Genomic DNA, 14,813 nt, shown 5'->3' with positions numbered 1-14,813 from the left:
AGGACAGAAACGCAACAAACATAAGAAAAATGATACATAATGTTATTACCTTTTATGCCAATTACGCGATTAGGTGAAAAAATGGAACAGGAACTTATGAGAATAGGGGTGTCACTTCCAGACAACCTTCTGACCAAATTTGACTCGATCATTGAACGCAGAGGATATTCATCCCGCTCCGAGGGGATCAGAGATGCCATTCGGAACTACATAAACCAGTACGAATGGATGAGCGACATAAGGGGACGCCGTGTTGGCACCATCACAGTGATATATGACCATACAAAAAGAGGACTTTCCAATGCTATTGCAGATATCCAGCACGATTATTCAGAACTTATAAAATCCTCCGTACACATCCACCTTGACCATGACAATTGCCTTGAAGTAATAATATTTGATGGGGAAGGGGAGCATGTAAAGGATATGGATGAGAGGCTCATGGCGCTTAAAGGTGTCAAATACGTTAAGCTCAATACAGCACCACCGGCAGAAAAGATCTGAAGCTCTTTTCACTTTTTTCTTTTATAATTCATAAACTAATGACCTGAGTCAAAGTTCTCAAAAATAGAGGGGATGAAGGGGGACTGGATATGTCCCCCGATTCGGTCATATAAATGACGAAACAAAGAACGTTTTTCTCGTACGATAATACCACTGTACAACGCAATAGCATTGATCGTACGCTAGCCCCCACTACATAGCAATAGTATATTAGCGTGTCGAATGTTTTTTGTATGTGACTATTATGATAATTATGACATCTAACCGATTTTAATAAAATGAAGAAAATAGATGAAACAACATGAAACAAAGAATAGGGGATAGGTGGAACACCCCCATAGTCCCACCGTTCGCACATTCTGCTCCTCCCATGCCACCAAAGTCGTACCACCACAACCTTTTTTTTAAGAAACACAGATTTTATCGCGAAATTGAAGCATCTTTTATAATATATAATAATAAAATAATAGCATATGGACATTGCGAATGAATTTTTAATGTACTCATTTTTATCATGATTATACACCATAAGAGACCACACATCCCAAATAATTATAAATGAAGCACCCGTTGTACATATTATGCAAAGGATCCTCATAACAGGAGGCCTGGGACAGGTCGGAAGCTACCTTGTTGATCGATTCCATGAAGACAATGAAGTTGTTGTAGTGGACAATCATTCATCCACCACACGGGAAGATGTGCCTGAAAATGTGGAAGTGGTAAAGATCGACATCCAGGACGATGTTTCGGATCTTGTGAAGAATTCCGACATACTTATACACACCGCTGCTCAGATCAGCGTTGCAAGGTCTATGGAGGAACCTTTTTTCGATGCACAGAACAATGTAATAGGCACACTTAACCTGCTCGAGGCGTCAAGGGATGCAGATCTTGAGAGGTTCGTATATTTCAGTTCAGCTGCAGTATATGGAAACCCTGTAGAAGTGCCGATCAGCGAGGAGCACCCGCAAGACCCTCTTTCACCATATGGTGCCAGCAAGCTCTCAGGTGAAAAATATTGCCTCATGTACAACAGGGCATACGGGTTACCCACTACATGCATACGACCATTCAACATATACAGCCCCCGGCAGGACCCTTCAAATCCCTATTCTGGAGTCATCTCAAAGTTCATGGAGAGAGTAAGAAACAGTCAGAACCCGATGGCTTTTGGCGATGGGAAGCAGACAAGGGACTTTATCTCAGTGCATGATATTGTCAACATGGTGGAACTTGTCATTGACAAAGAAGAGGCTGTTGGGGAAGTGTTCAACGCAGCGACCGGCAAGAGTACCACGATCAATGAGCTTGCGAGCATCATTATAGAACTCTTTAAAAAAGATGTTGAGGTCGAGCACAAAGAACCACTGGCAGGAGACATCCGCCACAGTGTTGCAGATATTTCAAAGGCACAGGAACTTGGTTTTGTACCGAAGGTGGACCTTAAGCAGGGGCTTGAAGAGTTCCTTAAGATTTAATCAGAGACTGAACACGGGGAAACGTATCAAGGTCTTTTTTAGTTTCATATTGCTGGCATACCAATACCCATAAACGGATGTATTGGAATGCAAAAGCATGGCATAGAACCAGATATTATTTATGCCTTGGACAGAATAAAATAGTAAAACAATTAAGGATGAGACCAATGGAAGAACTACAGATCAAAGTAGAAAAAGCACATCCGATCGATTTCGGGCGTGGAATCATAAGGCTTGATCCGAGCACTTTACTCAGCTTGCAGCTTTCGCCAGGGGATATCGTTAAGATAGAAGGCAAGAAAACAACGGCTGCAAAAGTCTGGCGTGCAGACAGACAGGACTGGGGACAGGGAATTGGTCGCATTGACGGGTTCACCCGGCAGAATGCCGGCGTTGGAATAGGGGAAAGGGCCTTTATCAAAAGGGCAGAAGTCACCCCTGCGGAGAAGGTAGTACTTGCACCTCCCGAAGGAATTACAATGGAATTCGGGACAAACATCCAGGCCATTATCAAACATAATATCCTGAAACAACCCTTTGTTGCAGGTGATGTCATTCCAATCACAAGTTCGATGACACAGCCAACACCGGGTAACCAGGCAATTCCTCTTGTTGCTATTGAGACAACGCCTGAAGAGGGAATACTTATCATTACTGAAAATACGGAGATCGAACTGCGCCAGAAACCTGCAAAGGGTTATGAAGACGCTGCCCGCGGTATCGCCTATGAGGATATTGGCGGACTTGGTGATGAGATACAGAGGGTACGCGAGATGATCGAGCTGCCCCTCAAGCATCATGAAATATTCCAGCGTCTTAATATCGAGCCTCCAAAAGGAGTAATACTGTACGGCCCGCCGGGTACCGGAAAGACGCTTATTGCGAAAGCTGTTGCAGGCGAATCAAGGGCAAATTTCCTCTACATTGCGGGACCGGAGATCATGGGAAGGTTCTACGGAGAAAGTGAGGAACGCCTGAGAAAGATATTCGAAGAAGCTGCAGAGAATGCACCTTCTATTATATTCATAGATGAGATCGACTCCATCGCACCAAAACGTGAGAACGTAACCGGGGAAGTGGAGCGCAGGGTGGTTGCCCAGCTGCTCACACTTATGGACGGTATGGAAGAGAGGGGACAGATCGTAGTTATCGGTGCCACCAACCGTGTGGATTCCATTGATCCTGCTTTGCGACGCCCTGGAAGGTTCGACAGGGAGATCGAGATCGGTGTTCCTGACAGCGATGACCGTCTGGAGATCTTGCAGATCCACACCCGTGGAATGCCTCTTTCAGAGGATGTTGACCTTGAGTACCTGGCCGACCACACCCAGGGATTCGTGGGTGCAGACCTTCTTTCACTTGTACAGGAAGCTTCCATGAGATCCTTAAGAAGGATCATACCGGAGATCAACCTGGACGAGGAAGAGATACCCGATGAGGTCCTGGAGAAACTTATAGTCACCACAGAGGACATGGAGGATGCACTTACAGAGGTCGAACCATCTGCAATGAGAGAAGTGCTGGTAGAGATCCCATCCATTAAATGGGATGATGTCGGAGGTCTTGATGAGGCAAAGCAGGAGATCGTGGAGGCTGTGGAATGGCCTCTCAAGCGTCCTGACAGGATAATGGAGATGGGCATCAAGGCACCAAAGGGAATACTCCTTTATGGCCCGCCGGGAACCGGAAAGACGCTTATTGCACAGGCCGTTGCCAACGAGTCCAATGCGAACTTCATCAGTATCAAGGGACCACAGATGATCTCCAAGTTCGTGGGAGAGTCCGAAAAGGCGATCCGTGAGACATTCAAAAAGGCAAGGCAGGTCTCACCATGCATCATATTCTTCGATGAGATAGACTCCATTGCAACCACCCGTATGGCAGACAGCGAGACCGGAAGGGCTTCACAGCAGGTCGTGAACCAACTGTTGACCGAACTGGACGGACTGGAAGCACTGAAAGAGGTAGTGGTAATTGCAGCCACTAACAGGCCGGACATGATAGACCCTGCACTTATGCGCTCAGGAAGGTTCGACAGGCTCGTCCTTGTGGGCAACTCCACAATGGAAGGAAGGGAGAACATATTCAACATACACACACGTAATATACCACTGGACAGCGAGGTCAGCATAACAGAGCTTGCCGCAATGACCGAAGGATATGTGGGAGCTGATATCGAGGCCGTATGCAGGGAAGCTGTGATGCTTGCACTGCGTGAGAACTTCGAAACGGAGTCTGTGAAAAAGAGTCATTTCCTTTCAGCAATGGGCAAGGTCAAACCTACTATCACCGAGGATATGGCTGAATTCTACGGCAAGATGCAGGAAAAGCTAAAGGGAAGCACCCATAAACAAGAAACAAGTTCTTATATGGGATATATGTAAATAATCTGTTAATTACTTAGGGAGACGAAAGATGGCAAAAGTGTTTGCAAAGAACCTGTCCAACAAACAGGTAATGGCTACTGACGGAACCGAGCTTGGCATATTGAACAACATCGTAATGGATGGAAAGACCGGAGAACTGGAAGACCTTATCGTTAAGCCTGATATCGGTCTTGACACTTCCAAGTACCAGAAGGACGGTCAGTACATTATTGTACCTTTTGAGTCCGTTAGCGCGATAAAGGACTATATCGTAGTGGACAAGGTCCTGGCAAAGGGACTCCCATACGATCGTCAGTAAGGTCCTTTACTTTTTTCTTTTATTCAAGCAGGCCATTGGAAAGAGCATATTCGATCGCCTCCAGCGTACCCTCACCAAATGAGGCTTTCGTTATCATGGATGCGGCCTGCCTGGCCTCATCATCAGCATTGCCAACAGCTATGCCAAGGCCTGCCTCACGCATCATCTCAGCATCGTTGCAGGAATCCCCTATTGCCAGGAAATCAGAGGCTTGAATACCCATCAGTTCGGCCACTGTGTGAAGCCCTGTACCCTTGTTCATATTACTGTTCTTGATATGAACGGCATAGCCGGTATCGATTATCTCCACACCCATGCCGTTGTCCTCAACGATCTCGCGAAGCTGTGAGACATCCATGCCCCTGCGCAGTACGACCTCGGTCTTGCGATATGTGGCATCGAGCTTTACAAGATCAAAATACCGAGAGAGCAGTTCATACGCCTCTTCACATTCTTCCATGCCATCGGCTATGATGGAGGAACTATCAAAACCGGTGGATACAACACCACCGTTCTCTGCAATGACCATACCGCTGATGCCGATGAGCCGGGCTACAGCGTGGACGTAACAAAGAGGATTACCTGTGGACAGGATGACAGGAACCCTGAGCTCACGGAATTTCTTTGCGACCCGAAGGTCCAGTGTCCTGTCGTGATTGGTTATAGTTCCGTCAATATCAACTACAAGGGCTTTGAAGACCATGTATTCAAATATGACGGAAGGTATCTTAAACTTATTCTTGAGGGTTGTCTTAAGATGAGATTAAATTCAACTTAAGTTCCAGCTTCAATATCAGTTCATCTCAAGCATCACCAAGTCCATCCGTGGTGATGGACATGATGGCCTCCCCGTCCGGAAGGTTGGGTGAGTCCACCAGTTTGACGATCCTCTTGTCTCCCTTGGACTTCCTGATGTACAGCCTGAAGGTGGCTGTGTGGCCCAGGATGTGACCGCCGATAGGTTTGGTGGGGTCCCCAAAGAATGCATCCGGCTTGGACATGACCTGGTTGGTAACAACCACGCAGGAGTTGAACAGGTCACCAAAGCGCTGAATGCCATGAAGGTGCTTGTTAAGCTTCTGCTGCCTGTCGGCAAGCGTACCCCTGCCGATATACTCCGCCCTGAAGTGGGCCGTGAGAGAGTCCACGATCAACAGGCGCACAGGCATCTCGGAATCCTTAAGCTCATTTGCAAGCTCAGAAGCTGAGTCCACAAGAAGTATCTGGTGATTGGAATTGTAAGCACGTGCCACGTGGATGTTCTTAAGGAACTCCTCAGGATCATACTCCACGCCGTGTTTCTCGGAAAGCCCATTGACCATCTGTGTAATTCTCTCAGGCCTGAAGGTGTTCTCGGTATCGATGATCACAACAGAACCACCCAAACCACCCTGCTCAGGAGGCAGCTGGACGTTAACAGCCAGCTGATGGGCGACCTGAGTCTTACCACAGCCGAACTCGCCGTACATCTCTGTGATGGACTGGCTCTCAATGCCACCGCCCATCATTTCGTCGAACTCCTCACACCCGGTGGTGAGCTTGCCCACGAGTTTCCTGCGCTCAAGCACAAGGTCCCCGGTTTCAAAGCCCCCGATATCCGCAGCCTGTCTGGCAGCGTTGATGATCTTGGCCGCAGTGGACTCCCCGATCTCAGCACTGTTGGCAAGTTCTGCAGGGGATGCCACAGCGATGGCCTCCACTGTAGTAAAACCGGCGTCCTTAAGTTTCTGCGCCGTAGCCGGCCCCACATTATCAAGATCTTCCAATAAAACTTCACTCATTTTGATAGCTCCTTATGGTGCACAGTTTTTCTCGTAGCGTGCACATTCGTTCTTCTTTATCTCCTCGGAGTATTTAAGGATGAGCTAAGCGGTGTGAAAGTATTCAGGGGGGAGCAACGTCTTAATTCTAATTTTAACAAAATAAGTGATCATTAGTAATCAGCAATCAGTGATCAAAGCTCGATTAACAAACAGGCACACCTTTTGCAGATACCGCAGGCACGACCTGAAAAGAGGACCGGACATTAACATAAAGAATATCTGCAAACGGGAGGATCAAAAAATGATGAGAAGGGTTTGTAGATCCTTGCTGATGACAATTCTTCAAGTGGATATAATAAAGACATATTAACAACTGGTCAACGTTTTTTCAGGAATGTGCCGCCTGCGGCGGGATGATTTTACTGGTTATTAGAACGTGTATTTGTTCTATCCTGTACCTGTTATTTGAGATCCAACCGACAAAACCAGCATAAACAACACCTGACACAAACACTTATGTTACACAAACCCCTTTTCAGACAACAATGGGCAGAACAGCGGTAGGAGGAACCTTCGAGCAACTCCACGACGGACACAGGAAACTGATAAGAAAAGCCTTCGAGACAGCCGGAGACGACATTCTGGACATCGGCCTGACATCAAACGGCATGGCCGGAGAAAAGAACCGCGACATCCCCGACTACCCCACCCGCGAGAAGAAGCTCACCGATTTCATTAAAGAACTCGGCATCCCGGAAGAACGCTATCATATCCGGATGCTCACCACCCCCTACGGAACCACCCTGGAAGACGACTACGATGCGATAGTGGTCTCACCCGAAACCTACCCCGTAGCCCTGAAGATCAACGAACTGAGAAAGAAATCCGGCAAGCCCGAGATCAAGATCGTCAGAATAGAGTACGTCATGGCCGATGATGATATTCCTATTTCTTCTACAAGAATCGTACATGGGGAGATTGATGTACATGGGCATTTGAAAGGATTACAGCATTAATTTGAATGATACGATTTTAGCATCATAATAATGCATTTCTCTGATTAAGGTCAGGAAAATGGACTTAAAATAGTGCTCTAAAAAGTTGCAACGTACTATGCACATACATCCAAAAAACCAATTGGCTTAAATAAGTGTACCCCTAAAACAATTAGGTACTTAACAAATTAACTTTAAATTAAGCAAAACGATGACGGATGAATAGTGATTTTTTTATCAGTATTGCAACTGCATCCCATCTCACCTCCTACTTTAGATTAGTATATCAACAAATAATTACAATCTGATGCATTTCCATTCCAGCTTCCGAAAAGATTCACTCACGTTAAGTAACATGAACAACATATTTTAAACTGGTAATGACAATGATATCAAACAGAGATCAAGTAACTTATGGGGAAGTAGCTGGATATTACCATAGTAATAAAATTTTGTTTGGTATTAAATATCTTAAAAATTGGTTTTTAGAACAACTTGCATCAAGTTGTCCCGTCCCCTCTTGGAGATCGAAATTGCATAGAATGCGGGGCGTAAATATTGCAAATAATGTATACGTCGGCTATAATGTGGTTTTTGATAGACTTCATCCCGAATTAATTACAATAGAGGAATATGCTGAAATTGGTGATCGGAGTATATTATCTGCCCACTCAAGAGGGAGTTTAACTACAAGAAATGCGTATCCAAGAACAACGGCACCCATAAAAATCGGACGCGGTGTTTGTATTAATCCAGGATGTATAATCACTCAGGGAGTTACAATTGGAGATAATTCCATAATAGGAACCGGATCTGTAGTTAGTCGTGATATTTCTCCAAATTCTGTTGCATTGGGTTTTCCGGTTCGAGTTATCAAAAAATTGAATATCGAAGAAGATTCAAAGTAATAAAGTGCCATAATATTATCGCCTACCAATGATTTTTTTTCACATATATGGAGTTTAGTGTAATAAATTGAGGCACCCAGCATCTCAAATCTATCAAACCCAAGTATGACTGTTACAATTGGATTACAAGCTAAGACTTTATCATATGTAAATAATTACGTATAATAAAATAAAAAGAAGATGTGTGGCAAAATCTCAGCTTTTGATGCAGATATTATAAAAGAAGAAAAAAGAGATGCATGTTATGCATCTCACTGTGGAATTATTTCACCGAAGTAATGTGCTACAATGGTAAGATCCTGAATGTTCACTACACCATCATTATTCACATCCCAGCTTGGATGCGGCTTGTCATTGCCAAGGTTCTGAGATACTATAGTAACATCCAGAATGTTCACCACACCATCCTTATTCACATCCCAGGGAGGGAGGATTTTGATGATAGTGACGACGTTTTGGGAAGTTACTTGAGCATTTCCATCGCTAACAATAGCTTCGATAGTATAAGTTCCAGATTTAACACCATCAGTATTCCATACATAACTGGAAGTTGTGCCGACAGTAGCACCGTTAATCTTCAGGAGATAGGACAATTCATCCCCATCTGCATCGGAAGCGGTTACTTCGATGTTGATAACATCCCCATCCTCAAAAACTGCATCATTAGCAGGAGAGAATGACGTAATAACCGGAAGATTATTGACCAGAGGATCATTGTTTACCGCATTAACATTAATCGTCACGGATTCTGAATCAGTGAGGTCACCATCACTAACTTCAAAGACAAGACCATAGCTACCTACCTGATACTCGGAAGGGGTCCAGCTGAATTCACCTGTGATAGCATCAAATGATGCACCATCCGGAAGACCGCTTACTGAGTAGGCGAGAGAGTCAGCTTCAGCATCTGAGGCACTGACAATAAAGCTTAGAGTGCTTCCTTCATTCACAGAAATGTCATTAATGGAGTTCATAACAGGTGCTGTGTTGCTTGCAGCTGCAATGATTGCATTACCCCAGAAATCAGGGACAGCGTAGGAGGTGGTCAGATCGCACCAATTAAGGAGATATACAGCATCGGTATTATCCTGGTCATTTACTGCAAGGAACAGACCAATAACATCGATGGAAGGTTTTCCACCGACGTCACTCCATGGAATTGCAACCTCGATGATGTAGCCAGTATCCGTAATGGCATCGTTCTTGGTACCCTGCAAATTCACACTGGAGAGAATATTGCTTGAGTAACTGTAATCCTTTCCACCACCAGTACCCACATCATCCAAAACGACACCATTCAGGTTTATGATGAATTGATAATCATCTGCCTGCATTGAAGTCCCAGCGTTGTGCAAAGTGTCAAGATAGATCTCAACACTATCATCTAAATGAAGACCATCCATCTCAGCCAGACCATCTGACTGGAGGTTGGTATCTGTCACATCATATACAACGTAAAGATATGAGTCATCATACATTGCTTTCACTGTTGCAGTATTGTCTTCTTCAGAACTTCTGCCGGAATCGCCTTGTATTGTAACTCCAGAGATATATTGCCAGTCAGTCAGATCACCATCAATCGTAGCTGTACCACGCACGACATCCATTTTTATGTTGCTGGTGTCCAATGGAAGTTCTTCCACTGTTACAAGAACAGTGTCCGAGTCAATCTCACCATCACCATCTGTCACCGTCAATGTTGCCGTATATACCCCAGCTAAACTATATGAGTGCTGTACAACAGCACCAGTAGCATCCTGCTGGAGACCATCAGAAGAATCGAAGTCCCATACGTAAGATGCAATGCCAACATCGTCTGTTGATGCAGAACCGTCAAGGGTAACGATCTCACCAGAGGTAATCACTTGGTCAATACCTGCATTGGAAAGAGGAGCATTAGAAGTGATTGGGCCTTCAGGAGAAGTGATTGGGTCTTCAGGAGAAGTGATTGGACCTACAGGAGAAGTGATTGAGCCTTCTTCAATAACGACATTTGGATAGCCACCATTATACACTTCCACCGGTGCATCAATGGCATTGTGTGAAATGAGAATTTGTTTTGCTGTAGGACTGCCATCTAAATTCTCAAGTGAGACTCCTTTTGACCCACTTACAAGTTCATTAGATGAAATAGTATAGGTTCCTTCTGCATCCCACACACGTATGCCGTAACTTGAAGAAGAGATATGGTTATTAGCTATTCTTACATTATCACTTTTTCCAAGTTCAACATAGCCATTCAAGTCATTGTTCGCCAGATAAATATCAGTACAATATACTAATTTTATTAAGCTACTCACACTTCCTTCAAAGATATTGTTGGTAATCACCATTTTTTCTCCGGCAGAAGATAGATATATGCTTAATCCTGAATAATTCACAAACCTGTTATTATCAATTACAGTGTCAAATCGAGGTCTGATATAACCTCCATTATCAAACGTATTGCCCCTAATAACAGAACTAGCACCGGAATCAATCGCAACAGTATTTCTCTGGAAATAGTTATTCTCAAAAAGGTGAGTACCAGTACCAAGCGTGTGGACTCCAAAGAGACAATCCGTAATAGTATTGTCCCTTACGATACTATCACTGTTAGAAAATTCTAAACCCTTTCCACAATTAGTGATCTCGTTACCAATAACCGTGACAACGGCTCTTGTGGTAGCGTGTGTATTTACGGCTTCCTGAGTGGCATCTCTAAAAATATTGTTAATCACATCAACGTTCCTAACCATACCATATGAGGCTGAACCACTTGTGCCAGCACCTGCAGCAATGTAATGCCTTCCATTTTCCAGGAATGAATTGTTCCTTATCATGATATTATCGCATGCATTTACAAGATTAACACTATACCCCATACCAGTTTTGAAGTTATTTTTGAAGACATTGTCCTCTACAACAGCATCTAAGCAATCCCACAGCCTTATAGCCTGTGTTCCAAAATTTGATACTTCACAATCTGATATGTGAAAATTTCTTGTGGCATATAAGCTGATACCAACTGAATTCGTCTCAATACCATAGCCTACAAAATCAATATTTTCAATATTGATGTTTTCAAGCATTGAGATCTTCCTTATCATGGCATTGTTTGCTGTTGCATAACCATCGTACAAGGGCCTATCAATAGTGATAGTATTACCATCAATTGAAATTATTTTTATAATTTCTCCATTTTTATAATATTGGTCCTGATGTACGGAGAGAACATCATCTGAGATTTTAATATAGTCTCCAACATTGAGACCTGTTGTGCTTGATAATTTAATGATTGTATCCGCCGAAGCTACGTTACTTGATAATGTCGATGTCAGTGAAGAATATCCACCTGTTGAGACAGTGAATGCAAGACCATTGAAGCAGTCAAACACAACTCCTTCCTCTCCAATCAATGAAAGATTAGATTTTAAAAGAAGGGTACGATCTATATCGTAAACACCCTTTTTAAAGAGTATAATTCCGCCATTATTTAGTTCTTTGATCGCTGCCTCGATTGCATCGGCGTCATCTGTACCACTATAAATAACCGTTCCATAAGCATTTGAAACAGTTACAATTTCATTGGTTTTAGATATCTGAATATCAAATGAACCAGCTTCTGCAGTAGCAATCCCTATACTTAATATCATTAATGTAAATAGTACTACACTAATCATTCTTTTACGCAATAGCATTTTTGAATCCCCTCTATGGGCACATAGTTTTGTCATATCATACTTGAATTAATCATACGAATGATAGCGTTTTCTTTATTTTCCGAATAATTAATCGTATATTTTTTTATTTATATGTCCACGTATATAAAATCCATGAACATGAAAATGACAACATTAGGTCATTGAATTTGGTCATAGTTTACCCCCATTGTAAATAAAGGATTCGATTAATATCCATTGATTTTATAAAAATATAAAATAATACATTTAATTCGGATTTACTCAGATATTCAATCCAAGTTCACATCATTCGACCCTTATTTAATGAAAATACCATATCTTCAAGCCAATTTTTACATTAGTACGACTATATTCGATAAGAGGTTGAAAATGAATTATTGTGAGATACAGAAAAAGGTTTTAATAAATATCATTAATGATGCTGATTAAGGATTTAGGATACAATCGATTACAAAATTGGATACTAAAACAGCGAAAGCTTACAGATTCAAACTTGGACTTCACCATCTGTGGGAAATCAAAAATGTAGAAGTAGCAAGGAAGTATTTCGATAAATGGCATTATTGGAGAATACATAGCAACATCAAGGAAATTACCACATTAGCTAAGATGATAAAAATGAATTCTCATGGGATAATTGAATCAATTAAACAATATCCATAATGGTGTTGTTGAAGGATTGAACAACAAGAACAAGAATGCTTTTAAGAGATCATATGGATTAAAGACTGAGAAGTGTAGGACTACAATGATATTTCTTGATGGCAGGTAAACTGAGTTTACCCACACGATCTTAAAGAGAGCTAAAAAATCTAACAACAAAAAGCAATTAAATTTTCATATAAAGCAGATCAGTTAAATCCTATAACACTATTTGAATCATATATTTTGTTATATTTTGGAAGCTCATTCCATAAAGTAGTATCCTGATAATAATACTCTAAATCATTTCCCCATGACGGCATTAATATAAAGTCATCACCCGATAAAGAATATAATCTCAAAGGCCTTTTTTCCAATTCCAGTTTTCTAATTAAAAATACATCATCAGAATCATTCCTTAAAATGTTCATACTTTTATTGTCCACCTCCAAAATATGAGCTTTATCTTCATATTTGGAAAAGGAAAGATAACGAGTGGTCACATAGTCAGACATCACATATCCTTCAGTAACGGAAGCAATGTATACAAAAGAGGTCTCTTCTTCATCTGTTAAATAGAATGTATAAAATGGCCTTTTGACTAAAGGATTATCTGAAGCTACAAAGTCATTAGATACTGACAAAAATGCCATCGATATAAAAAGGATTAACAGAATAACCTTCCCATATTTTTTTGACTTGTTAAATATTTCATAAAAACCTATTGCACCAGTTAATCCAATAAACAAAAAGCTATATTGTCCAAATCTTGCAAAATTAAGATTGTCGGCAAGCCTGTTGAAAAGCAAACTTGGACCAGGAAAACTAACTGATACCGACAAGAGGCCTAAGAAACAGAAAACTTTTCCTAAAGTACAGATCCTCTTTGATTGGAGAGTTGCAAAAAATCCAATTATTACAAAAAGTAATAGTGGCGTATATTGGAGATAGTTAAATAATTCACTTAACGGAGTAAAAAATACAGATGCTGTTGAAATTCCTGTTGGGGCTGGCCTTACAATGTTCCCTATTAATGCCTCAAATAAACCCTGTGCATAATACATCCAATAAAATAATGTCATTCCAAAATACAAAATTATAAAGTTATATGAAAAAGGTAGTTTATCATTTTCCTGGGTATATATTCTGGAAAGAGTATAGATACCTAACAATATAAGGAATACATATGGTACTGAAGCAGTATGATATATAATAAACGAGAAAGTTAAGATGATAGCTATTAATTTCTTTTTTGAATCATTAGAATACAGCAAGACGAATATTAGAACAATCTCTAAGAAAGATGAAACACTTCTTGGAATTGATGTCATTCCATAAAGTATGACATCAGGATTAAGTAAGACAAATAATGCTGCTAATAATGCGATTTTTTTATTATCAAAGATCTTTTGGCATATTAGGAACGATATAATGGGTACAAATGAATAGATAATTCCATTAGTGAAGAACATAATCTTCTGAGTCGATAAGGACGTCCCCAGGATATTTTGGACAAATGCACATAAAATATGCCACAAAGGAAATGGTTTATAAACAGCAAATATATCAGTTATATAAGCATTGTCTATTGCATTTTGAATTAACCATGCATGCCCCATTGGATCTGTTCGCCCGATAAAAAAATTATAATTAAGGGTCACCCCCCAAATTAGGTCCAAACTTAAGATGACCATCTGAATTATGATTACAATTCCTTTTTTTTCAGAGATATCAAACAGAACAATTTCCAATAAAATTAAACTGGCCATGACAGAAATAACAAAGTAATACACAAGTGGCCTCACATCAAATGTATAGAATAGAATTATTGAAATAAAAAGACAAATGAAATAAGCACTCAAGAATAAATTAAAAGTTTTCGGATCTAATGAAGTGAAGTTGTTTTCATTTTTACTTTGTTTAACGTAGATAAAAGGAGCTAATATCAAAGGTATAGCAAGATAGGAACCCAAAAGTGAAAGATTACTTTGTCCAAACAATAATGGAATTACCACTCCAGTAACCCCTACAAAAGGCAATATGTAAAGGAATAATCTATGTGTGAACATAAATTTATCATTAAATCTTCCAATCGAGTTTAACATATAATCTAGAGCCCCTACATGAATTAAATTAAAACATTGTCCCCATT

At 41.3% G+C, this 14,813-nt stretch carries 10 protein-coding genes and 1 pseudogene; 7 read left to right on the top strand and 4 right to left on the bottom strand.

Annotated elements, in window-relative coordinates; all coding sequences use genetic code 11:
* Positions 1-81 precede the first annotated feature (81 nt).
* The 4 genes from nikR (at position 82) to LI82_RS03645 (ending at position 4,670) form a co-directional block, all read left to right on the top strand.
* Positions 82-504: a nickel-responsive transcriptional regulator NikR gene (gene nikR, locus LI82_RS03660; protein ID WP_048193582.1), complete on the top strand. Its 423-nt coding sequence runs from the start codon at positions 82-84 to the stop codon at positions 502-504.
* A 581-nt stretch (positions 505-1,085) separates the two neighbouring features.
* On the top strand, positions 1,086-1,985 hold the full coding sequence (locus LI82_RS03655) for a GDP-mannose 4,6-dehydratase (protein WP_048193581.1): 900 nt from the start codon (positions 1,086-1,088) through the stop codon (positions 1,983-1,985).
* A gap of 167 nt (positions 1,986-2,152) precedes the next feature.
* Entirely contained in the window at positions 2,153-4,369 is a 2,217-nt protein-coding gene (locus LI82_RS03650) for a CDC48 family AAA ATPase (RefSeq protein ID WP_048193580.1), read from the top strand.
* 31 nt (positions 4,370-4,400) lie between these two features.
* Positions 4,401-4,670, top strand: coding sequence for a PRC-barrel domain-containing protein (locus tag LI82_RS03645; RefSeq protein ID WP_048193579.1), 270 nt, complete (start codon positions 4,401-4,403; stop codon positions 4,668-4,670).
* Positions 4,671-4,689: 19 nt separating this feature from the next.
* Here the strand turns inward: LI82_RS03645 and LI82_RS03640 are convergent, their stop codons facing one another.
* Positions 4,690-5,373, bottom strand: coding sequence for a phosphoglycolate phosphatase (locus tag LI82_RS03640; protein WP_048193578.1), 684 nt, complete (start codon positions 5,371-5,373; stop codon positions 4,690-4,692).
* Between the two features lie 100 nt (positions 5,374-5,473).
* A complete protein-coding gene (radA, locus tag LI82_RS03635; protein ID WP_048193577.1) occupies positions 5,474-6,451 on the bottom strand; it encodes a DNA repair and recombination protein RadA in 978 nt (325 codons plus the stop codon).
* Positions 6,452-6,978: 527 nt separating this feature from the next.
* On the opposite strand from radA, the gene LI82_RS03630 reads away from it, so the two are divergent.
* Together LI82_RS03630 and LI82_RS03625 are read left to right on the top strand one after the other, a co-directional pair.
* On the top strand, positions 6,979-7,449 hold the full coding sequence (locus tag LI82_RS03630; protein ID WP_048193576.1) for a phosphopantetheine adenylyltransferase: 471 nt from the start codon (positions 6,979-6,981) through the stop codon (positions 7,447-7,449).
* A gap of 365 nt (positions 7,450-7,814) precedes the next feature.
* A complete protein-coding gene (locus LI82_RS03625) occupies positions 7,815-8,336 on the top strand; it encodes an acyltransferase (RefSeq protein WP_048193575.1) in 522 nt (173 codons plus the stop codon).
* Between the two features lie 251 nt (positions 8,337-8,587).
* Here the strand turns inward: LI82_RS03625 and LI82_RS12380 are convergent, their stop codons facing one another.
* On the bottom strand, positions 8,588-11,971 hold the full coding sequence (locus LI82_RS12380; protein ID WP_052402702.1) for a sugar-binding protein: 3,384 nt from the start codon (positions 11,969-11,971) through the stop codon (positions 8,588-8,590).
* 483 nt (positions 11,972-12,454) lie between these two features.
* On the opposite strand from LI82_RS12380, the pseudogene LI82_RS12690 reads away from it, so the two are divergent.
* Positions 12,455-12,816, top strand: a pseudogene (locus tag LI82_RS12690) (transposase); the annotation flags it as partial.
* Between the two features lie 54 nt (positions 12,817-12,870).
* Here LI82_RS12690 and LI82_RS03610 read toward each other — a convergent pair.
* A complete protein-coding gene (locus LI82_RS03610) occupies positions 12,871-14,766 on the bottom strand; it encodes a hypothetical protein (protein ID WP_048193573.1) in 1,896 nt (631 codons plus the stop codon).
* Between the last annotated feature and the right edge of the window lie 47 nt (positions 14,767-14,813).

The organism is Methanococcoides methylutens (genome assembly GCF_000765475.1).
GTDB lineage: Archaea > Halobacteriota > Methanosarcinia > Methanosarcinales > Methanosarcinaceae > Methanococcoides > Methanococcoides methylutens.
Note: the sequence above shows the minus strand (reverse complement) of the source record. Positions and strands in the feature narration are given on the sequence as shown.

Excerpts from the sequence above, each read along its gene's own strand:
- nikR (WP_048193582.1), top strand. The coding sequence starts at position 82 with ATGGAACAGGAACTTATGAGAATAGGGGTGTCACTTCCAGACAACCTT.
- LI82_RS03655 (WP_048193581.1), top strand. The coding sequence starts at position 1,086 with ATGCAAAGGATCCTCATAACAGGAGGCCTGGGACAGGTCGGAAGCTAC.
- LI82_RS03650 (WP_048193580.1), top strand. The coding sequence starts at position 2,153 with ATGGAAGAACTACAGATCAAAGTAGAAAAAGCACATCCGATCGATTTC.
- LI82_RS03645 (WP_048193579.1), top strand. The coding sequence starts at position 4,401 with ATGGCAAAAGTGTTTGCAAAGAACCTGTCCAACAAACAGGTAATGGCT.
- LI82_RS03640 (WP_048193578.1), bottom strand. The coding sequence starts at position 5,373 with ATGGTCTTCAAAGCCCTTGTAGTTGATATTGACGGAACTATAACCAAT.
- radA (WP_048193577.1), bottom strand. The coding sequence starts at position 6,451 with ATGAGTGAAGTTTTATTGGAAGATCTTGATAATGTGGGGCCGGCTACG.
- LI82_RS03630 (WP_048193576.1), top strand. The coding sequence starts at position 6,979 with ATGGGCAGAACAGCGGTAGGAGGAACCTTCGAGCAACTCCACGACGGA.
- LI82_RS03625 (WP_048193575.1), top strand. The coding sequence starts at position 7,815 with ATGATATCAAACAGAGATCAAGTAACTTATGGGGAAGTAGCTGGATAT.
- LI82_RS12380 (WP_052402702.1), bottom strand. The coding sequence starts at position 11,971 with ATGATATTAAGTATAGGGATTGCTACTGCAGAAGCTGGTTCATTTGAT.
- LI82_RS03610 (WP_048193573.1), bottom strand. The coding sequence starts at position 14,766 with ATGTTAAACTCGATTGGAAGATTTAATGATAAATTTATGTTCACACAT.